The sequence below is a fragment of the Streptomyces longispororuber genome, from assembly GCF_014656095.1.
GTDB classification, from domain to species: Bacteria; Actinomycetota; Actinomycetes; order Streptomycetales; family Streptomycetaceae; genus Streptomyces; species Streptomyces longispororuber.
Genome location: NZ_BNBT01000156.1, coordinates 1 through 20,144, shown reverse-complemented (window position 1 = coordinate 20,144; position 20,144 = coordinate 1). Strand labels below are relative to the sequence as shown.

Annotated in this window: 16 protein-coding genes and 1 pseudogene; 10 read left to right on the top strand and 7 right to left on the bottom strand. The window is 72.7% G+C overall.

The annotated features are described in order from the left end of the window. From IE330_RS32190 to IE330_RS32180, 3 genes and pseudogenes are all read left to right on the top strand, one after another. Positions 1–1,366: pseudogene (locus tag IE330_RS32190) on the top strand (TerD family protein); the annotation flags it as partial. 333 nt (positions 1,367–1,699) lie between these two features. Continuing rightward, on the top strand, positions 1,700–2,704 hold the full coding sequence (locus tag IE330_RS32185) for a TerC/Alx family metal homeostasis membrane protein (RefSeq protein ID WP_190139704.1): 1,005 nt from the start codon (positions 1,700–1,702) through the stop codon (positions 2,702–2,704). A 247-nt stretch (positions 2,705–2,951) separates the two neighbouring features. Next, positions 2,952–4,052, top strand: a complete 1,101-nt coding sequence (locus IE330_RS32180) for a calcium:cation antiporter (protein WP_190139703.1) — start codon at positions 2,952–2,954, stop codon at positions 4,050–4,052. A gap of 57 nt (positions 4,053–4,109) precedes the next feature. On the opposite strand, the gene IE330_RS32175 is transcribed toward IE330_RS32180, so the two are convergent. Together IE330_RS32175 and IE330_RS32170 are read right to left on the bottom strand one after the other, a co-directional pair. Beyond that, on the bottom strand, positions 4,110–5,372 hold the full coding sequence (locus tag IE330_RS32175; protein ID WP_190139707.1) for an MFS transporter: 1,263 nt from the start codon (positions 5,370–5,372) through the stop codon (positions 4,110–4,112). A gap of 250 nt (positions 5,373–5,622) precedes the next feature. Then, positions 5,623–6,690 (bottom strand): S66 family peptidase, encoded by a 1,068-nt coding sequence (locus IE330_RS32170; protein WP_190139702.1) that lies wholly within the window; start codon positions 6,688–6,690, stop codon positions 5,623–5,625. Positions 6,691–6,772: 82 nt separating this feature from the next. On the opposite strand from IE330_RS32170, the gene aroQ reads away from it, so the two are divergent. After that, complete coding sequence (gene aroQ / locus IE330_RS32165; RefSeq protein WP_190139701.1) at positions 6,773–7,237, top strand: type II 3-dehydroquinate dehydratase; 465 nt, start codon at positions 6,773–6,775, stop codon at positions 7,235–7,237. Positions 7,238–7,390: 153 nt separating this feature from the next. Here aroQ and IE330_RS32160 read toward each other — a convergent pair whose 3' ends face one another. Both IE330_RS32160 and IE330_RS32155 read right to left on the bottom strand, forming a co-directional pair. After that, positions 7,391–8,047 carry an MBL fold metallo-hydrolase gene (locus IE330_RS32160; protein WP_190139700.1) on the bottom strand — a complete coding sequence of 219 codons (657 nt, stop codon included), beginning with the start codon at positions 8,045–8,047 and terminating at the stop codon, positions 7,391–7,393. Between the two features lie 20 nt (positions 8,048–8,067). Beyond that, complete coding sequence (locus IE330_RS32155; protein WP_190139699.1) at positions 8,068–8,763, bottom strand: maleylpyruvate isomerase family mycothiol-dependent enzyme; 696 nt, start codon at positions 8,761–8,763, stop codon at positions 8,068–8,070. 224 nt (positions 8,764–8,987) lie between these two features. Between IE330_RS32155 and uvrA the strand changes: the two genes are divergently transcribed. Next, positions 8,988–12,077 (top strand): excinuclease ABC subunit UvrA, encoded by a 3,090-nt coding sequence (gene uvrA, locus IE330_RS32150; protein ID WP_190139698.1) that lies wholly within the window; start codon positions 8,988–8,990, stop codon positions 12,075–12,077. 284 nt (positions 12,078–12,361) lie between these two features. Continuing rightward, a complete protein-coding gene (locus tag IE330_RS32145) occupies positions 12,362–13,204 on the top strand; it encodes a crotonase/enoyl-CoA hydratase family protein (protein WP_229926073.1) in 843 nt (280 codons plus the stop codon). 52 nt (positions 13,205–13,256) lie between these two features. On the opposite strand, the gene IE330_RS32140 is transcribed toward IE330_RS32145, so the two are convergent. Next, positions 13,257–13,823: a YceI family protein gene (locus IE330_RS32140; RefSeq protein WP_190139697.1), complete on the bottom strand. Its 567-nt coding sequence runs from the start codon at positions 13,821–13,823 to the stop codon at positions 13,257–13,259. A 570-nt stretch (positions 13,824–14,393) separates the two neighbouring features. Here IE330_RS32140 and IE330_RS32135 point away from each other — a divergent pair. Continuing rightward, positions 14,394–15,254, top strand: a complete 861-nt coding sequence (locus IE330_RS32135) for a helix-turn-helix domain-containing protein (protein WP_190139696.1) — start codon at positions 14,394–14,396, stop codon at positions 15,252–15,254. 79 nt (positions 15,255–15,333) lie between these two features. On the opposite strand, the gene IE330_RS32130 is transcribed toward IE330_RS32135, so the two are convergent. Beyond that, complete coding sequence (locus IE330_RS32130) at positions 15,334–16,287, bottom strand: carbohydrate kinase family protein (RefSeq protein WP_190139695.1); 954 nt, start codon at positions 16,285–16,287, stop codon at positions 15,334–15,336. A gap of 267 nt (positions 16,288–16,554) precedes the next feature. On the opposite strand from IE330_RS32130, the gene IE330_RS32125 reads away from it, so the two are divergent. Then, on the top strand, positions 16,555–16,977 hold the full coding sequence (locus tag IE330_RS32125; RefSeq protein WP_190139694.1) for a Rieske (2Fe-2S) protein: 423 nt from the start codon (positions 16,555–16,557) through the stop codon (positions 16,975–16,977). A gap of 141 nt (positions 16,978–17,118) precedes the next feature. Here the strand turns inward: IE330_RS32125 and IE330_RS32120 are convergent, their stop codons facing one another. Continuing rightward, positions 17,119–18,090 carry a hypothetical protein gene (locus tag IE330_RS32120; protein WP_373314781.1) on the bottom strand — a complete coding sequence of 324 codons (972 nt, stop codon included), beginning with the start codon at positions 18,088–18,090 and terminating at the stop codon, positions 17,119–17,121. Between the two features lie 231 nt (positions 18,091–18,321). Between IE330_RS32120 and IE330_RS32115 the strand changes: the two genes are divergently transcribed. Next, positions 18,322–19,023, top strand: coding sequence for a papain-like cysteine protease family protein (locus IE330_RS32115; RefSeq protein WP_190139693.1), 702 nt, complete (start codon positions 18,322–18,324; stop codon positions 19,021–19,023). 5 nt (positions 19,024–19,028) lie between these two features. Next, positions 19,029–20,051 (top strand): hypothetical protein, encoded by a 1,023-nt coding sequence (locus IE330_RS32110; RefSeq protein ID WP_229926072.1) that lies wholly within the window; start codon positions 19,029–19,031, stop codon positions 20,049–20,051. Positions 20,052–20,144: the final 93 nt, after the last annotated feature.

The window sequence follows — 20,144 nt, the reverse complement described above, 5'->3', positions numbered from 1 at the left end:
GGGACAGCACCCGCCCGCGCCGGAGGGCACCCCCGGCCCGCAGGCCGTCACGCCCGGCCCGCAGCAGCCCGTCGCCCCGGCCCCGCAGGGCACCCCGGCCCCCCGGCAGGCCGGCGACGCCACCCCGCCGTCCCCGCCCGGCGACACCGGCCCCGTCGACTACACCCACCCGCGCCGGCAGACCGCCGCGCCCCCGCCGCCCGCGCCCGCCGCGCCCGGGGCCACGCCGGGGCCGCCCGCCCGGCCCGTCGCCGGGGACGCCACCGGCTGGTCCATGGAGGAGCGCCTCTACAACCAGGTGTGGGGCATGTTCGAGGACCTCGCCCGCACCACGGCGGCCTACCGCAGCGCCGTCGACTTCGCCGACTCCCGCATGGAGCAGGAGCTCGACAAGGCCCTCTCCGACCCGCGCAACCGCATCGGCGGCGCGGGCGACACGGCGCGCGAGGCCGCCCGCGCCAAGCACACCGCCCTCACCGACCAGGCCAAGGCCGCCCTCGACCGCGACCTGGCCCAGCTCGCCGCCGAGGCCGACGTCGTCGAGCCCGCGCTGCCCCCGGCCTTCGCGGACTGGTCGAACCCCGTCTGGCACGCGTACCGCGCGCCCATGGAGATCCCCATGGCCGTGCGCCTCGGGGCGCTCCACCTGCCCGAGCGCCCCGACCTGCGCATCCCCATGCTGGTCCGGCTGCCGCTGGAACGCGGCCTGTGGATCGACAGCGGCCGCTCCGGCCTGGACGCGCTCACCGACTCCGAGGCGCTGCCCCGCCTCGCCCTGGACAGCGCCGTCGCGCACGCCGCGCGCCTGCTCGCCGCGTACCCGCCCGGCGAGTTCACCGTGCACGCCATCGACCCGGTGGGCACCGGCGCCGCCGCGTTCGCCCCGCTGCTGGAGACCGGGGCGCTCGACGAGCCGCCCGCCTCCGGCGCCGCCGGCGTCTCGGCCCTGCTCACCAAGCTCACCCAGCGCGTGGACCTGGTGCAGATGGCGGTGCGCGGCGGCGTCGCCTCGTCCCTGCCGCCGGACCTGGACACCGGCGAGCACCTCCTCGTGGTGCACGACTTCCCGCACGGCTTCGACGACCGCGCCGTGACCCAGTTGCGCTACCTGGCCGACGAGGGCCCGGCCGTCGGCGTCCACCTGATGATGGTCGCCGACCGGGAGGACGCCCGGGAGTACGGCCCGCTGCTCGACCCGCTGTGGCGCGCGCTCCTGCGCCTGACCCCCGTGCCCGACGACCACCTCGCCGACCCCTGGGTCGGCCACGCGTGGACGTACGAGCCGCCGCTGCCCCCGCCCGGCAGCGAGGTCCTGCACCACGTCCTGACGGGCGTGGGCAGGGCCCGGCGCACGGGCAGCCGCTGAGCGCGGGCCGCGCACGTCCCGCAACCCCACCATCCCGCCGACGCACGCCCCTGGCGGCAGGCCCGCGCAGCGCTTCCGTCAAGTCGACTAAGTGACCTCACCCCGCTCTGACCTGGCTTTTTGAAGCTAGTTTGCCGTTCCCTTTACCTAACCTTGGTCTTTCGCGTACCCTGGTGTCAGCGGAGGGGAGTACTCCCGTACGCGACGTTCCCGTCAATACGGATCGCCATCGGTCCCGGGGCGTCGGCCCGTGCAGCACCGTCCGGTGCCCGGGTGGAAGAGACCTCCGGCAGCGACGACGCTGATCAGTAGCCGTACGAAGCCGGAGGCGCAGTGGACGTTTCGATGACCTTGTGGGTGCTGACCGTTCTCGGTCTGTGTGCCCTGATCGCGGTCGACTTCTTCATCGGGCGCAAGCCCCACGACGTATCGATCAAGGAAGCCGGCACCTGGACGATCGTCTGGATCGTGCTCGCCGTGCTCTTCGGCCTCGGCCTGCTGATCGCGGGCGAGACTCAGGCCTCGGGCGAGTTCTTCGCGGGCTTCGTCACCGAGAAGTCGCTGAGCGTCGACAACCTCTTCGTCTTCCTCCTGATCATGGCGAAGTTCTCGGTGCCCTCGCACCTCCAGCAGCGCGTGCTGCTGTTCGGTGTGCTGATCGCACTCGTCCTGCGCGCGATCTTCATCGCGGCCGGCGCCGCGATCATCGCCAGCTTCTCCTGGGTCTTCTACCTGTTCGGCGCGTTCCTGATCTACACCGCCTGGAAGCTCATCCAGGAGGCGCGCGCTGACGAGGAGGAAGAGGACTGGGAGGAGAACCGCCTGCTGAAGTCCATCGAGCGCAAGTTCGGCGTCTCGGACCGGTACGAGGGCACGAAGCTGTTCATCCAGAAGAACGGCAAGCGGATCATGACGCCCCTCATGGTCGTCATGCTCGCCATCGGCACCACCGACGTGCTGTTCGCGATGGACTCCATCCCCGCGATCTTCGGCCTCACCCAGGACCCGTACATCGTCTTCACGGCCAACGCCTTCGCCCTGATGGGTCTGCGGCAGCTCTACTTCCTCATCGGCGGCCTCCTCAAGAAGCTGGTCCACCTCAGCTACGGCCTGTCCGTGATCCTCGGCTTCATCGGGGTGAAGCTCGTGCTGCACGCGCTGCACGAGTCCGGCGTCCACGTCCCGGAGATCTCCATCCCGGTCTCGCTCGGCGTCATCTGCGGCGTCCTGATCATCACGACGATCACGAGCCTCATGGCCTCCAAGAAGCAGGAGGAGCGCGAGGCGGCCGAGGCGGCCGGCAAGGACGAGGCCCCGAAGGACAGCGTGGAGGCGTAACCGGTACCACCGGGAGGCCGCAATGTCCACGGAGGCGTGACAGCGCCCGACCCCCTGGGCGACGGACGGCGACCAGCAATCAGCAACCAGCCCTCCGAGGTCCAGGAGACAGCGTTCGACCCCAGGGGGAGCGGCCCCCACGAATGACCACCCGGAGCGGTGCACAGTCCCCGACTGTGCACCGCTCCCGCATAGAGAGGAACGTATGGACTCGCGGCCCTCCCGCGCGCGGGGCAGCATCGAAGACATGATCCCCAGGCTCCGGTCCCTCACCTCGCGGTGGACGGCCGCCGTGCCCGTTCTCGGAGTCGTCCTGCTCGCCCTCACCTGGGGCAGGGAACTGCCCGGCGCGGTCGTCGCCCTGGTGACGGTGGTCCTCGCCGGAGCCGTCCTCGCCGCGGTCCACCACGCGGAGGTGATCGCGCACCGCGTCGGCGAACCCTTCGGCTCCCTCGTCCTCGCCGTCGCGGTCACCATCATCGAGGTGGCCCTGATCGTCACCCTGATGGCCGACGGCGGCGACAAGAGCTCCACACTGGCGCGCGACACCGTCTTCGCCGCCGTCATGATCACCTGCAACGGCATCGTCGGCCTGTGCCTGCTGACCACGGCCCTGCGCCACCGCGTCGCGGTCTTCAACCCCGAGGGCACCGGCGCGGCCCTCGCGACCGTCGCCACGCTGGCCACGCTCAGCCTGGTCCTGCCGACCTTCACGACCTCCAAGCCCGGCCCCGAGTTCTCGACCTCGCAGCTCACCTTCGCGGCCCTGGCCTCCCTCGTCCTGTACGGCCTCTTCGTGGCGACGCAGACCGTCCGCCACCGCGACTACTTCCTGCCGGTCACCCCCGAGGGCAAGGTCCTCGACACCGACGACCACGCGGAAGGCCCCTCCAAGCGCACCGCCCTGATCAGTCTCGGCCTGCTCGCGCTCGCCCTGGTCGGCGTCGTCGGCCTCGCCAAGGGCGTGTCGCCCACCATCGAGTCGGGCGTCGAGTCCGCGGGCATGCCGCACGCCGTCGTCGGCGTGATCATCGCGCTGCTCGTGCTGCTCCCGGAGACCATCGCCGCCGTACGCGCCGCCCGCCGCGACCGGGTGCAGACCAGCCTGAACCTCGCCCTGGGCTCCGCCATGGCCAGCATCGGCCTGACCATCCCGGCCGTCGCCGTCGCCTCCGTGTGGCTCTCCGGGCCGCTCGTCCTCGGGCTCAGCTCGACCCACATGGTGCTGCTCCTGCTCACGGTCGGCGTCAGCACCCTCACGGTCGTGCCGGGCCGGGCCACGCTCCTCCAGGGCGGCGTCCACCTGGTCCTGTTCGCGGCGTACCTGGAGCTGGCCGTCAACCCGTGAGACGGCCCCCGGGCTCCCCACAGGCGGCGGGCCCCGCGCCCGACCCGGTGGTGACGGTCAGCCCGTGACCGCCACCACCGGGCGCGCGGGCCGCGTCTCCGGCAGCAGCGCGAAGCAGCCGAGGCTGAACACCGCCACGGCCGTCAGATAGGCCGCCACGCCCCACGGCGGGCCCTCGCCGCGGGCCGCCGCCGTCGCCACGAGGGGCGTGAGCGCGCCGCCGAGCACCCCCGCCAGGTTGTAGCCCACCGCCGCCCCCGTGCAGCGCACACGCGGCTCGTACAGCTCCGGCAGATAGGCGGCGACCACCCCGAACATCGTCACGAACCCGAGCAGCGCCACCAGGAAGCCGCCGAACATCAGCAGCGGCTCGCCCGTGGCCAGCAGCCCGACCATCGGGAACATCCACAGCGCGAGCGCCGCGCACCCCGCCAGGCACAGCGGACGCCGGCCGAAGCGGTCCCCCAGGTGGGCCGCCACGGGCGTCAGGGCGCCCTTGGCGACGACGGCCGCCATGATGCACGTCAGCATCACCGTGCGGCTCACCCCGAGCCGCTCGACGCCGTACGCGAGCGACCACGTGGTGACGGTGTAGAACACCGCGTACCCGACGGCCAGGCCGCCCGCCGTGAGCAGGACGAGCCGCCAGTGACCGCGCAGCAGCTCGGCGAGCGGCACGCGCGCGGGCTCGCGCACCGCCAGGAAGTCCGGGCTCTCCGCGAGCGACGCGCGCAGGGCAAGACCGGCCGCCGCGAGCAGCCCCGCCACCCAGAACGGGATCCGCCACCCCCAGGCGGCGAACTGCGCCTCCGTGAGCGTCACCGAGAGCAGCAGCGTGATGCCATTGGCGCACACGAAACCGATCGCGGGGCCGATCTGCGGGAAGCTCGCCCACAGCGCGCGCCGCTCGGCGGGCGCGTGCTCGGCGGTCAGCAGGACCGCGCCGCCCCACTCGCCGCCGAGCCCGACGCCCTGCACGAAGCGCAGCACGAGCAGCAGCAGGGGCGCGGCGGCACCGATCGACTCGTACGTCGGCACACAGCCGACGGCGACGGTGGCGAGCCCGGTCATGAGCAGCGAGACCACCATGACGGGCCGCCGCCCGTACCGGTCGCCCACGTGCCCGAAGACGACCGAGCCCAGGGGGCGCGCCACGAAACCCACACCGAAGGTCCCGAAGGCGGCGAGCGTGCCCGCGAGCGGCGAGAACGTCGGGAAGAACAGCGGCCCGAGCACCAGCGCCGCCGCGGTGCCGTAGACGAAGAAGTCGTAGAACTCGATGGCCGTCCCGGCGAGCGAGGCGGCGGCGAGACGCGGCAGCGAGGGCCCCGGGGGCCGGCTCTTGGTGGAGTCACTGGTGTGCACGATGCGACAACTACCCGCCGTGACGGGCGGTTACGGGGGCGCGCGGAGGTTCGACCGCGCATCAGTGCGGTGTGCGTGTGCCCCGGGTAGCCCTGGGGCACACGCGCACGCCCCCCGCCCGACGCCGTCTGCTGTGCGCGGCGAACGGCGATGAGGCGCACAGCAGGTGACGGTGACGCGGTCAGTGCGCGTGACGGTGACGCGCTCAGTAGGTGACGGTGACCCGCCGCTCCTGGCCGTCGACGCGTATGACCCCTCCGTACGGGATCACGTACTGGGGATCGGTGTGCCCCAGGTCCACGTCGAAGACGGCGAGGGTCCGCGGGGCGTACGCCGCGAGCGCCCGCAGGACCGCCTCGCGCTGCTCCAGGGCGTAACGGTCGCGCTGCTGCGGGGTGTTGGGCCGGTCGAAGCTCCAGGTCTTGGGGCGCCCCATCAGGAGCGCGCCGAAGCGGGCCAGCAGCCCGCGCTCGCCCATGTTCCGCAGGACCCGGAACACCTCGGTGGCGGAGGGGAGTTCCTCGCAGGTCTCCAGGAACAGCACGTGCCCGTCGTACACCGCGGGGTCGCGGGCGATCTCGCGGTCGGCCATCAGGAGGCAGGACAGCACCTCCAGGCTGCCGCCCCAGGAACGGCCCTCCACGACCTGCTGCGCGCCGTCCGGCAGGTGCCAGGTCCAGCCGTGGCCCGGCTCGGTCTCCGGCTCGCCCGTGAACGAGGCGGGGTCGTCCCAGGGGACGTCGACGACGCGGAAGCGGTCGGCCGGGACCACCGCGTAGGGCCCCGGTACGAACAGCGCGGCGCGCAGCGAGTCGGCGGTCTGCCGGGCCATGGCGCCAGGCCGCCCCAGCTCGCACATCACCGACGCGCCGTGGAAGCTGACGATGCCGGTCTGCCACAGGAAGGCGTGCAGGACGGTGTTGTCGCTGAAGCCGAAGAACGGCTTCGGGTGGGCGCGGATCAACTCCCGGTCGAGGTGCGGCAGGACGGTGATCTGGTCGTCACCGCCGATGGTCGCGATGACAGCCTTCACCGTCGGATCGGCGAACGCGGCGTGCAGGTCGTCGGCACGCTCCTGCGGCGAGGCACCCATCTTCCGGGTGGTCGGGTACTCCACCGGCTCCAGGTGGTACCGCTGGCGCAGGCGTGCCAGGCCGAGGTCGTAGGGGAGCGGGAAGAGCTCCGGCAGCCCGGCGGACGGCGAGACGACCGCGACGCGGTCTCCCGGTACGGGCTTCGGCGGGTACCGGGGCGGTTCCGTGGAGGGCGTCATGCCCGGCAGCGTACGTCCGGCCGTGCCCCGCGCACAGCGTGATAAACCGTCTGTGAGCAGCAGCCCGACGCAGGAGGTCCCAGTGCCCCACACCCTCGCCACCGCCCCCGTCATGATCCTGAACGGGCCCAACCTGAACCTCCTGGGCAAGCGCCAGCCGGAGATCTACGGCACCGACACCCTCGCCGACGTCGAGGCCCTGTGCGCCGAGGCGGCCGCGGCGCACGGCGGGACGGTCGACCTGCGGCAGTCCAACCACGAGGGCGAGCTGGTGGACTGGATCCACGAGGCGCGCGAGCACCACGCGGGCATCGTCATCAACCCGGCCGCCTACTCGCACACGTCCGTCGCCCTCCTGGACGCGCTCAACACCTGCGACGGCCTGCCGGTGGTGGAGGTGCACATCTCCAACATCCACCAGCGGGAGGCCTTCCGGCACCACTCGTACGTCTCGCAGCGCGCCGACGGCGTCATCGCGGGCTGCGGCGTACAGGGCTACGTGTTCGGGGTGGAGCGGGTGGCGGCGCTGCTGGCGGCCCGCTCCTAGAGGGCCGACAGCAGCGCCGCTCCCACAGGGCCGCGTGCTGCCCCTCACAGGGAGGCACGTACTGCCGCTCCCAGGGGGCCGCGTGCTGTCCTCGGCGGTCACGCGCGCGGGACGGGCCCGGCTCGGGGGAGGGCCGTCCCGCGCGCGGGCGCGTCACCAGCCGCGCTCGCGCCACTCCGGCAGGTGGGGGCGCTCGGCGCCGAGGGTCGTGTCGTTGCCGTGGCCCGGGTAGACCCACGTCTCGTCGGGCAGCGTGCCGAAGATCTTCGTCTCCACGTCCTCGATGAGGCGCGCGAACTTCTCCGGGTCCTTCCAGGTGTTCCCCACGCCCCCGGGGAAGAGGCAGTCGCCGGTGAAGACGTGCGGGTGGCCGTGCGGGTCGTCGTACACGAGGGCGATCGAGCCCGGCGTGTGGCCCACGAGATGGCGGGCGGTGAGCGAGATCCGGCCGAAAGTGATCGTGTCGCCGTCGTCGACGAGGACGTCCGTGGGCACCGGGATGCCGTCGGCGTCCTCCCGGCCCGCGTACGTGCGCGCGCCGGTGGCCGCGACGACGTCCGCCAGGGCCTGCCAGTGGTCCCCGTGCTGGTGCGTGGTGACGACGGCCGAGATGCCGTCGTCGCCGATCAGGGTGAGCAGCGTCCCGGGCTCGTTCGCCGCGTCGATGAGAAGCTGCTCGTCGGTGGCCCGGCAGCGCAGGAGATAGGCGTTGTTGTCCATCGGCCCGACCGCGACCTTCGAGATCATCAGGTCCGGCAGCTCGTGCACGTCCGCGGGTCCGCCGACCGTCACCGCTCCGCTGTACGTCATGGAAATCAGCCTAATCCGTTCTAGAGCGGGGGCAGGGCGGGCAGCGGGCCGCCGTCGGCGGTCAGCGCGGAGCCGTCGCGGCGGCCGGCGAGCCAGCCGAGCAGGGCGGGCGCCGGGCCGGTGACGGTGACCTCGGGCTCCTCGCCATGCCGCGGGGCGCGGCCGGTGCTCCACGCGCGCGTGGAGTCGGTCACACGGGTCGCCGGGACGTCGGGGTTGCCGGCGAAGCGGTCCGTGAGGAAGGCGATCTCGCGCTCCACGAACTCCTCGGGCAGGTCCTCCAGCTCGTAGCCGACCCCGAGGTCCACGTGGTGCAGCTCCACCTCGACCCAGCGGCGGAAGGGCACCCGGGACGCGGAGTCGGTGACGCCGTTGCGCAGCTCCACCGTGCGGGACCAGTCCGCGGGGCGGGCGGCCTCGTCCTGGAAGCGGGCCGCCGAGAGCCGGACGTCCTCGATCTGCTCGGCCAGCGGTCTGGGGGCGCCGCGCTCGATGTCGCCGTCGCGGGCCTCGGCGCTCGCGTACATGGGACGGCCCGCGAGGACGTTCACGAGCGCGTCGGCGTTCCGCGCGAGATGGGTGAGGACGTGGCCGCGGCTCCAGCCGGGCAGCCGTGACGGCTCGGCGGCCGCGGCGTTGTCCCATGCGGAGGCTGCGCTGAGCAGCCGTTCGGTCGCGTCACGTACAGACGCCAGGTCGCGCACATGATCAATCATGGACCTGACGATAGCCCCGCCACCCGTTCGGGTGAAGGCGATCGACCACCCCCTCAAATCGAATGTCCGTGCTATACGCTCGACGGTGGCATCGGGCACTCTTGATGGTCCGGGTTTCACCCCCACCAGAGGATTCCGGCCCGGCGTTGTCAGTGGGTCGCCCTAGTCTTGAAGAGACGGGGGCCCCGCCCCTGTCACTTCTCTCAAGAAAGGTGCGGACCGGCGTGGCCGACCGTCTCATCGTCCGTGGCGCGCGCGAGCACAACCTCAAGAACGTCTCGCTCGACCTCCCGCGTGACTCCCTCATCGTCTTCACCGGTCTGTCCGGGTCCGGAAAGTCCTCGCTCGCCTTCGACACGATCTTCGCCGAGGGCCAGCGGCGGTACGTCGAGTCCCTCTCGTCGTACGCCCGCCAGTTCCTCGGCCAGATGGACAAGCCGGACGTCGACTTCATCGAGGGCCTGTCGCCCGCGGTGTCCATCGACCAGAAGTCCACCTCGCGCAACCCGCGCTCGACGGTCGGCACCATCACCGAGGTGTACGACTACCTGCGCCTGCTGTTCGCGCGGGTCGGCAAGCCGCACTGCCCCGAGTGCGGCCGCCCGATCACCCGCCAGTCGCCGCAGGCGATCGTCGACAAGGTCCTGGAGCTGCCCGAGGGCAGCCGCTTCCAGGTCCTGTCGCCGCTCGTGCGCGAGCGCAAGGGCGAGTTCGTCGACCTCTTCGCCGACCTCCAGACGAAGGGCTACAGCCGCGCCCGGGTCGACGGCCAGACGATCCAGCTCTCCGAGCCCCCCAAGCTGAAGAAGCAGGAGAAGCACACCATCGAGGTGGTCGTCGACCGCCTCACGGTGAAGGAGAGCGCCAAGCGCCGCCTGACCGACTCCGTGGAGACCGCCCTCGGCCTCTCCGGCGGCATGGTCGTCCTCGACTTCGTCGACCTCCCCGAGGACGACCCCGAGCGCGAGCGCATGTACTCGGAGCACCTCTACTGCCCGTACGACGACCTGTCCTTCGAGGAGCTGGAGCCCCGCTCCTTCTCGTTCAACTCGCCCTTCGGCGCCTGCCCGGAGTGCACGGGCATCGGCACCCGCATGGAGGTCGACCCCGAGCTGCTCGTGCCGGACGAGGAGAAGTCGCTCGCAGAGGGCGCCATCCACCCCTGGTCGCACGGCCACACCAAGGACTACTTCAACCGCCTGGTGAGCGCGCTCGCCGACGCCCTCGGCTTCTCCATGGACATGCCCTGGGCGGGCCTGCCGCAGCGCGCCAAGAAGGCCCTGCTGTACGGCCACAAGACCCAGATCGAGGTCCGCTACCGCAACCGGTACGGCCGCGAGCGGGTCTACACCACCGCCTTCGAGGGCGCTGTCCCCTTCGTCAAGCGGCGCCACTCCGAGGCGGAGAGCGACTCCAGCCGCGAGCGCTTCGAGGGCTATATGCGCGAGGTGCCCTGCCCCACCTGTGAGGGCACGCGCCTGAAGCCGATCGTCCTCGCCGTCACGGTCATGGGGAAGTCCATCGCCGAGGTCTCGGCGATGTCCATCAGCGACTGCGCGGACTTCCTCGCCCAGCTCAAGCTGACCGCCCGCGACAAGAAGATCGCCGAGCGTGTCCTCAAGGAGGTCAACGAGCGGCTGCGCTTCCTCGTCGACGTCGGCCTCGACTACCTCTCGCTGAACCGCGCAGCGGGCACCCTCTCCGGCGGCGAGGCGCAGCGCATCCGGCTCGCCACCCAGATCGGCTCCGGCCTGGTCGGCGTGCTCTACGTCCTGGACGAACCCTCCATCGGACTGCACCAGCGGGACAACCACCGCCTCATCGAGACGCTGGTCCGCCTCCGTGACATGGGCAACACCCTCATCGTCGTCGAGCACGACGAGGACACCATCAAGGTCGCCGACTGGGTCGTCGACATCGGCCCCGGCGCGGGCGAGCACGGCGGCAAGGTCGTGCACAGCGGCTCGCTGAAGGAGCTGCTGGCCAACGACAAGTCGATGACCGGGCAGTACCTGTCGGGCAAGAAGGCGATCGCCGTCCCCGACGTCCGCCGCCCCACCGACCCGGCCCGCCGCCTGACGGTGCACGGCGCCCGTGAGAACAACCTGCGGGACATCGACGTCTCCTTCCCGCTCGGCGTGCTCACCGCCGTCACGGGCGTCTCCGGCTCCGGCAAGTCGACCCTCGTCAACGACATCCTGTACACGCACCTGGCCCGGGAGCTGAACGGCGCACGGACCGTGCCCGGCCGCCACACGCGCGTGGAGGGCGACGACCTCGTCGACAAGGTCGTCCACGTCGACCAGTCGCCCATCGGCCGCACCCCGCGGTCGAACCCGGCGACGTACACCGGTGTCTTCGACCACATCCGCAAGCTGTTCGCGGAGACCACGGAGGCCAAGGTCCGCGGGTACCTCCCGGGACGCTTCTCGTTCAACGTCAAGGGCGGCCGCTGCGAGAACTGCTCCGGCGACGGCACCATCAAGATCGAGATGAACTTCCTCCCGGACGTCTACGTCCCCTGTGAGGTATGCCACGGGGCGCGGTACAACCGCGAGACGCTGGACGTGCACTACAAGGGCAAGTCGATCGCCGAGGTCCTCGACATGCCCATCGAGGAGGCGCTCGGCTTCTTCGAGGCGGTCCCCGGCATCGCCCGCCACCTGAAGACGCTCACCGAGGTCGGCCTCGGCTACGTCCGGCTCGGCCAGCCCGCGCCCACGCTCTCCGGCGGCGAGGCGCAGCGCGTCAAGCTGGCGAGCGAGCTCCAGAAGCGCTCCACGGGCCGCACGGTCTACGTCCTGGACGAGCCGACCACCGGTCTGCACTTCGAGGACATCAGCAAGTTGATCAAGGTTCTCTCCGGCCTGGTCGACAAGGGCAACTCGGTCATCGTCATCGAGCACAACCTCGACGTGATCAAGACGGCCGACTGGATCGTCGACATGGGTCCCGAGGGCGGCAGCGGCGGCGGCATCGTCGTCGCCGAGGGCACCCCCGAGCAGGTCGCCGGAGTCCCCGCGAGCCACACGGGCAAGTTCCTGCGGGACATCCTCGCCGCCGACCGGATCAGCGACGCGGGGGCGCCTCCGGCGCGGGCCACGAAGAAGAAGGCGGTGGCGGCCACCTCCGCCCCCGCGAAGAGGACGGCGACGGCCAGGGCGGCGACCGTGAAGAAGACGGCGGCCGCCCCCAAGAAGGCAGCGTCGGCGTCCGCCGCCAAGAAGGCCGCCCCGCAGAAGGCCGCGGCGGCGAAGAAGACCACCGCGAAGAAGGCTCCCGCCAAGAAGGCGACCCGGAGCCGCAAGGCCTGACGGGGCTCCCCGCCCTCGCAGGGCCAGGCGGCCGCGGCCCCCGGTGCCCGGGTGACCCCGGGCACTGGGGGCTGTGCTGTAACCGTTGGTGGTGGCGCTGCGGCTCCGGCATGCCGAAGGCCGTCGGCTCGCCTGCCGCGGCAGGGCCGGGGGCGGGGCGGGCCGGGTGAGCGATGGCCGGTGGTGGGCACCGGAGTGGGCGGTGGCGGGGTTCCAGTGGGCCTGCCGGCGACGGCGCGTACGGCTCTTGTGGACGGGTTTCCGACCGTGGTCCGCTGGACGTCATGCCCGTACGCAGCGAGCGCCAAGGCCCCGTCACCACCGTCGTCCTCTCCCGCCCCGAGGTGCGCAACGCCGTCGACGGTCCCACCGCCCGGGCCCTCGCGGACGCCTTCCGCGCCTTCGACGCCGACCCGGACGCGTCGGTCGCCGTCCTCTGGGGTGAGGGCGGCACCTTCTGCGCGGGCGCCGACCTCAAGGCCGTGGGTACCCCGGACGGCAACGCCGTAGCCGAGGTGAACGGGGTGAACGACGGGCCGATGGGCCCCACACGCCTGGAGCTGTCCAAGCCCGTCATCGCCGCCGTCTCCGGGCACGCCGTGGCGGGCGGCCTCGAACTGGCCCTCTGGTGCGACCTGCGCGTCGCCGAGGACGACGCCGTGCTCGGCGTGTTCTGCCGCCGCTGGGGCGTGCCGCTCATCGACGGCGGAACCGTACGCCTGCCTCGGATCGTCGGCGAGGGGCGGGCCATGGACCTGATCCTCACCGGCCGCCCCGTGGACGCCGCCGAGGCCCTCGCCATGGGTTTGGTCAACCGCGTCGTACCGCACGGCACCGCCCGTACGGCCGCGGAGGAACTGGCTGCCCGTATCGCCGCGTTCCCGCAGACGTGTCTGCGGCACGACCGGCTCTCCGCCCGCGCTCAGCACGGGCTGCCCGAACAGCGGGCGCTGGCCGAGGAGCTGAGCCACGGTCTGCACGCGCTCTCCGAAGCGGCCGAAGGCGCCGCCCGGTTCACCGCGGGAGCGGGACGGCACGGCGCCTTCGAGAACGACGGCTTCGAGAAGAACGACGCCTTCGAGAAGAACGGCGCCTTCGAGAAGGACGGTTCCGAGAACGAGGGCTGAAGAAACCCCGGCACCGGGGGAGCACACGACCCGCGCGGCGCCGGAGTACCGCCTACGCGTCGCCCTTCCCCGGCTCCAGGAACTGCATGTCGAGCTGGATCTTCACCACCTCGCCGAGCATGCCGGGAGCGAAGGACAGGCCGAACTCGCTGCGCCGGATCTCGCCCGTGGCCTCGAACCCGGCGTGCCGCGTGTCGCCGAACTCGCCGAGCCCGCCGAACTCCACGGCCAGCGTCACCGGGCGCGTCACCTCCCCGATGGTGAGTTCGCCCTCCATGGTCCAGTCCTCGCCCGCGCCCGCGAGACGCGTCGAACGGAAGGACATCGTCGGGCGGCGCTCCACGTCGAGCAGATCGGAGGCGCGGACGTGCGCGTCGCGGTCCGCGTTGCCGGTGTCGATCGACGCCAGCTTGATCGTGGACGTCACGGAGCTGGTCTCCGGCGTCTCGCCCACCACGAGCTCCGCCTCGAACTCGGTGAAGCGCCCCCGCACCTTGGAGATGCCGAGGTGGCGAATGGTGAAGTTCACCGCGGAGTGGAACGGATCGAGGGTCCAGCGGCCCGCGGACAGCGGAAGAGGAGTGACGGCGGGGGCGGTGTCAGTGGTTTCGAAGGTCATGCCGACCACTCTGGGACGACCCGCAGGGCGGAGGAAGGCCGGGCGGAGACTGGTAGTGACAGGGCCACGATGAGGGGCCGCGACCGCAGGGCGCCCCTGCTACGTTCGAACGGTGAGCGGCGGCCGGTGTCGGGCCGGTGACCACCGGGCCGCCAGCGCGGCGGGCCGGTGAGCGAGGGGTCAGGAGCGGCAGACCGGGAGCGGCAGACCGGGGTGGCGGGCCGGGAGCAGCAGACTTGGCCACGCGGACCGGCGGGCGCCAACCGCGCAGCGGGCAGAGCACAGCAGACAGAGCAGAGCGCAGTAGGCACAGCAAGGCCGAGCAGGCAGGCAAAGCAGGCACAGCGCAGCAGGCAGAGCGGGCAGAGCACAGGACAGCACAGCAGGCAGGCACAGCAGACAGAGCAGAGCGCAGCAGGCACAGCACAGCAGTCAGGCACAGCAAGGCCGAGCAGGTAGGCACAGCAGGCTGAGCAGACAGGCACAGGACAGCAGGCAGAGCAGCCAGGGCAGGCACGCCGAGCAGGCAAGCACAGCAAGCACACAAGCAGAACGGGGAGCGGTGGACCGGTGAGCGACAACGAGTTGGGCGCGTTCCTGCGCGCACGCCGTGAAGCCGTCACCCCCATCGAGGTCGGCCTGCCCAGCGGGCCACGACGCCGCACACCCGGCCTGCGGCGCTCCGAGGTCGCCACGCTCGCCGGCATCAGCGTCGAGTACCTCACCCGCCTCGAACAGGGCCGCGACCGCAACCCCTCGCCCCAGGTCCTCGGCGCGCTCGCCGACGCCCTGCGCATGACCATCGAGGAGCGCCTCCACCTGCGCCGCCTGGAGAAGCTGAGCAGCGGCGCCGACATCCCCTGCTGCTCGGCGGCCCCGCCCCCGGCCCAAGCCGTGCGTCCCACCGTGCAGGCGGTGGTCGACCGCCTGGAGCCCACCCCGGCCGTGCTGCTCAACCGGCTCAGCGACGTCATCGCGTACACGACGGGGTACGAGCGCGTGGCGCGCCCGCTCGGGCTGCTGGACGGCGAGCGTCCGAACCTGCTGCGGTTCGTCTTCACCGACGACCGGGCCCGCACCGCCTTCCCCGACTGGGAGCGCGTCGCCGACGAGCAGATAGCGCAGCTCAGAAGCGAGGTGACGCTGATCGACCCGCACGCGCAACAGCTCGTCGACGAGTTGACGGTGCTCGCCGGAGCACCCTTCGCCGACCGTGTCACGGCCGTCCCCGGGCTACCGCGCCGCAGCGGCGTCGAGCGCCTCACCCACCCCGAGGTGGGCGCCCTGCGTCTGTCGTACGAGACGCTGGCCCTGCCCGACATCGACGGCCAGCGCCTCCTGGTCCACCTGCCGGCCGACGAGGCCACGGTGGCCGCGCTCGACCGGCTGAACGGCCGTCAGCCCGGGGGCCTGCGCGCGGTCGGCTGCTGAGACCGCGCCCGCGCCCCTTCCGGCGCGCGACGACGCCTACGCGCCACCGACCGCACCTGCCCGCCCCGCGCCGGGCGCCTCACGTGTCCACCTCGGTGGCGTACGGCGGCTCCGCCCCGGCCCGGGAGCACGTCACGGCCGCCGCGCGTGCCGCGAACCCCAGGACGGACCTCCACTCCTCGGCGGCGAGCCCGGCCACGGCGTCCGCCGAGAGGGCGTCCCGGGCGGCCAGGCCGTGCAGCAGCGCGGCGTTGACCGTGTCGCCCGCGCCGATGGTGTCCACGACGTCCACGGGGACACCGGGCACGCCGACCTCCCCGCACGCGCGCGTGACGACCGACAGGCCCTCGCCGCCGCGCGTCACCACGACCGCGGCGGGCCCGGACGCCAGCCACTCCTCGGGCGTGCCGCCCAGCCAGCGCGCGTCCTCCTCGGAGACCTTCAGGAGGGTCACCGACGGCAGCCAGCTCTTGAACCGGGCGCGGTAGGCATCCGCGTCGGGGATGAGCCCGGCCCGGATGTTGGGGTCGAGGACCGTGCACACGCCGGCCGCCGCCGCGTCCCGCAGCAGCGCCTCGTACGCGCTCGCGCCCGGTTCGAGCACCAGCGAGCACGTGCCGAAGGACACGGCGCGGGTGCCCTCGGGGAGCCGCTCGGGCGCGGAGAAGAGCCGGTCGGCCGTGCCCTCGACGTAGAACGAGTACCCGGCCGAGCCGTCCGCGCCGATCGAGGCCACGGCGAGCGTCGTCGGCTCGGCGCCGCGCTGCACGTACGACACGTCGACGCCCGCCGTGCGCAGCCCCGCGAGCAGGGCCTCGCCGAACGCGTCGGACGAGATCCGCGAGCAGAAGGCGGTGGGGGTGCCGAGCCGGCCGAGCGCCACCGCGGTGTTGTAGGGCCCGCCGCCGAGCCGGGGCGCGAGCGGGGCGAGCCCCGCACCGGCCGGGGACCCGGTCGCGCCACCGCGCGGTGGCCGCGGCGACGCCTCCTGCGGAACGAGGTCGATGAGGGCCTCACCTGCGACGACTATCACTGACGGTTCCTTTCCCGCGCTCCGCTTCCGCCCAGGCTAGGGCCTGCACGGCAGGCTAGGGCCTGGCCGGGCGACGCGGCCCGGACCGGGCGGCACCCGGGCGCGGCCACGCCCCACGCGGGCAGCTCGGCGCCTCGGGCGGTCAGACTCGTGCTCCGCGCGGTCGGCCCTGCGCTGCAAGCGATCAACCCGGTGCCCCACGTGGTCGCAAAGGTCCACAACGATAGGGTTCGACCGTTGCCCAACCCGCTGACCTGTGGAGCCATCATGTCCGGCACCCCCCACGCCCGTCGCGCCGTGCTGCGCGCCGCCGCGATCGCCCCGGTCGCCGGTCTCGGCCTGGCGGCCTGCTCGCCCGGCGACGGCAACGGCAACCGTTCGGCGCCGACGAAGCCGGTGGACCTGGGCGCGTCGGACGAGGTGCCGGTGGGGGGCTCCAAGCTCTACACCGACCAGAACGTGGTCGTCAGCCGCGTCGCCGAGGACGAGTACAAGGCCTTCAGCAGCATCTGCACGCACGCCAGGTGCCCCATCGAGAAGCTCCAGGGCAGCAAGCTGATCTGCCAGTGCCACGGCAGCCAGTTCGACGCGAGGAACGGCGAGGTCCTCCAGCGGCCCGCGGTCGCGCCGCTGAAGGAGCTGCCCGTGAAGGTCGAGGACGGCAAGATCGTGGCGGGCCCAGGGGCCTGACCGCCGGCACCGGAGCCCGAGCGGGACGCCTCTTCGCCCCTTCCCCGGCACCCGGTGTCCCGCGCCGGGCACCCAGCTCCCGGCGTCCGGCGCCCCCGCGTCCGGCACCCGGCACCCCGCGCCCGGCATCCGGGTCCGCGTTCAGTCCCAGTCCCACTCGATCCCGACGATCCCGGCCCGTACCTGCGGCTCCACCAGGTGGACCGACCGGTGGCTGCCGCTGAGCGTCAGCTCGTCGCGGCCCGCGCGCGGGGCGGCCGCCGACTGCTGGGTGAACCGGTGGCAGCGCACGGGCAGGGCGTCCGCGGCGAAGCTGACCTGGAGCGCGTACTGCCCGCCCGCGAAGCTGAAGCCGCGGACGTACTCGGTGCTCACCCCCGCCGTGCCGTCCTCGAAGCCGTACCGGAACATGTGCGTGTCCCCGGTGCGCAGCCGCGTGTCGAAGAGCAGCTCGGCCACCAGGACGCCGGTGTCGTGGTGCCAGCGCACGCGCCCGGTGCGGCAGTTCTCCAGCGCGAGGACCCGGGTGCGCTCGGGCACGCAGCCCGGATCGCCGTGGTGGATGGCGACGTAGCGGTCGATGCCGTCCCGGTGCGCGCGCACGATGTGCTCCGAGTCGCGGCCGAGCAGTTCGCGGTCCGCGCCGATGCGCACCCGCTCGTGGTGGCCGACGGTGTGCAGCCCGCCGTCCAGCGGGGACCCCAGGTCGGCCAGCAGGCCCTGGAGGATGTCGGCGGCCTCCACCAAGGAGCGGTACGAGCGGGCCGTGGGGCGGTCGCCGCCGGGCCGCTCCTCGTCCTGGGCGAGCAGCCGTATCAACGACTCGTCGGGCAGGTCGAGTATCTCCTCCAGGGCGCGGACGGCCCGCAGGGACTCGGCGCGCTGCGGGCGGCGCGCGCCCTGCTGCCAGTAGCTGAGGCTGGTCACCCCGACGCTGACGCCGTGGCGCGCGAGGTGGTGGCGCACCCGTTGCAGGGGCAGCCGCCGCGCGGCGATGGCCGCGCGCAGGGCGACGTGGAAGGGGCCGGAGCGCAGGGCGGAGGCCAGCTCCGCCGGGACGAGGCCGGCGCGGGGGGAGGCGGGGGAGTGCGTGGGGGAGGTCGCGTGCCGCACCGCGGGTCCTTTCTGTGAACGTTCACACGGGTCGCGGGTACGTACGCGCTGATCGGAGCGGGCGACCAGGTGGGCGCGCGGCCCGTGTTCACAGGGGTGGGGGGTTGTTCACGGTTTCATCAACCTCGCATTGAAGCGTGTTGACCAGGGGTCAACAAGCCTTGATGCTCAATCGCAGCGTCCGGACGCGCTCCTCCACCTCGAACCCCCACTGTGCTCGGGAGGACCGCGATGCCTCACAGAACCACCCACCCCCCTCGGCGGAGACGGCTTGCCGCCCTCGCCCTCGCCGCGACGGCCCTGTTCGCCGTCCCCACGGCAACGGCCGTGGCGGCCCCGCAAGGCCCCGCGGCACCGCCGCCCGCCCCCACGACGTCCTCGGCGTCGTCTCCCACGTCGTCCCCGGCCGCCGTACCGGCCGTGCGGGTGCCCGCGTCCGGCGCCTCGGCGCTCGCCGCCAAGCGCCTGGACATCACCATGCAGGCACAGCAGAAGAGCAACTGGTGCTGGGCCGCCGCGGGCAACACCATCGCCACCTACCTGGGCAAGAACTACTCCCAGAACCAGTTCTGCAACGCCGCCTTCAACCGCTCCCAGAACACCGAGTGCCCCAACAACCAGGCCACACTGGGCAACGTGCAGACCGCCCTGAGGTGGATGGGCGTCAGGCCCGGCTCGTACGTCACCGGCTGGCTGCGCTACGACACCGTGCAGACCGAGATCAACGCCAACCGCCCCGTGGAGACACGCATCCTGTGGTCCCAGGGCGGCGGTCACATGCACACGGTCTACGGCTACGACACGGCCAACAGCTTCGTGTACTGGGGCGACCCGTGGCCCTCCAACAACCGCTACAACTGGGCCTCCCACGCCTGGTACGTGGACAATGACACCTTCTCCTGGACGCACTCGCTGTACCGGATAGGGGCGTGAGAGGGATGTACCGTCACCAGCTCCACGCCTCCGCGGCGGATCGTTTCACCACGGGCCGTCGCGAAGACAAAAGCGGCACCCCCTGTGCCGACGCCAACCGCTACGGCGACAACCGCCCCGGCCCCACAAGCGACGACAACCGCCACGGCGCTGCCGGCCACGGCGGCCGTCTCCTGAAGGCCGTGTTCGCCGGTACGGCCGCCGCGCTGCTGCTCGGGTTCGCGGCGCCGCAGGCCGGTGCCGACGAGGGCTCGGCCGCGCCCCCCGCGCCCGCCGCGCCGTCCGAGGCCACCCGGGGCGCCGCCCACGACGCGGCCGAGGCCCCGAAGACCCTCGCCACCCTCTCCCGGTTCTTCGCCCGCGACGGCGCCGTCACCAAGGCGAAGGCCGCCCCGCGCGTCACCGGGGAGCGGGCCGTACCCGTCTACTACGTGTCGCCCGACTTCGTCGCGGGCAAGAAGGGCGTGCCGATCGCCCGCATGCAGTTCCTCGCCAGCACGGCGGTCTCCTCCGACGGCCAGAAGGCGTCGCTGTGGACCGTCAAGCAGTCCGGCTCCTGGCAGGTCGTGAACATCGCCACCGGGGACGACGAGACCCGCTACGCGCGCGTGGGCGCCGACAAGCTCCCCGGGGGCACCGTCTTCCACGAGCCGCAGATCAACGCCTGGTACGTGCAGAAGGGGACGCGGATCCTGCCGCTCGACCGGGACGCCGTACGGGCCGTCGGCACCGACGGCACCACGGTCGCCGCCTACCAGCGGCGGGTGCACAAGGAGTACGGCGACAAGCTCCCCGGCTCGGCGTACGCGAAGTCCGGCAAGGCGGGCGGCTTCGGCGCCGCCCCGGAGGCCGCCGGTTCCCAGAGCGGTCCCGCGACCGCGGCCGGAACCGCCGCCGGGTCCACCGACGGAGCGGTCACCGTGGTCTCCTCGGTGGCCGCCGCCGGGGCCGCCCTGGCGCTCGGCCTCTCCGGAGCCGCTCTGGTCCGGCGGCGGACGCGCCGCCTGGGCCGGGGCCCCGCGGCCTGAGGCCTGAGGCCTGAGGCCTGCGCCGGAGGCCCGGCACCTGAGGCCTGGGCCCGAGGGCCGGGTCTGGCGCCGGGCCCGAGGGCACCCACCCCG

Coding starts and splice junctions, on each gene's coding strand:
- IE330_RS32180 (WP_190139703.1), top strand. CDS start 2,952: ATGATCCCCAGGCTCCGGTCCCTCACCTCGCGGTGGACGGCCGCCGTG.
- IE330_RS32170 (WP_190139702.1), bottom strand. CDS start 6,690: ATGACGCCCTCCACGGAACCGCCCCGGTACCCGCCGAAGCCCGTACCG.
- IE330_RS32160 (WP_190139700.1), bottom strand. CDS start 8,047: ATGACGTACAGCGGAGCGGTGACGGTCGGCGGACCCGCGGACGTGCAC.
- IE330_RS32155 (WP_190139699.1), bottom strand. CDS start 8,763: ATGATTGATCATGTGCGCGACCTGGCGTCTGTACGTGACGCGACCGAA.
- IE330_RS32145 (WP_229926073.1), top strand. CDS start 12,362: ATGCCCGTACGCAGCGAGCGCCAAGGCCCCGTCACCACCGTCGTCCTC.
- IE330_RS32140 (WP_190139697.1), bottom strand. CDS start 13,823: ATGACCTTCGAAACCACTGACACCGCCCCCGCCGTCACTCCTCTTCCG.
- IE330_RS32125 (WP_190139694.1), top strand. CDS start 16,555: ATGTCCGGCACCCCCCACGCCCGTCGCGCCGTGCTGCGCGCCGCCGCG.
- IE330_RS32115 (WP_190139693.1), top strand. CDS start 18,322: ATGCCTCACAGAACCACCCACCCCCCTCGGCGGAGACGGCTTGCCGCC.
- IE330_RS32110 (WP_229926072.1), top strand. CDS start 19,029: ATGTACCGTCACCAGCTCCACGCCTCCGCGGCGGATCGTTTCACCACG.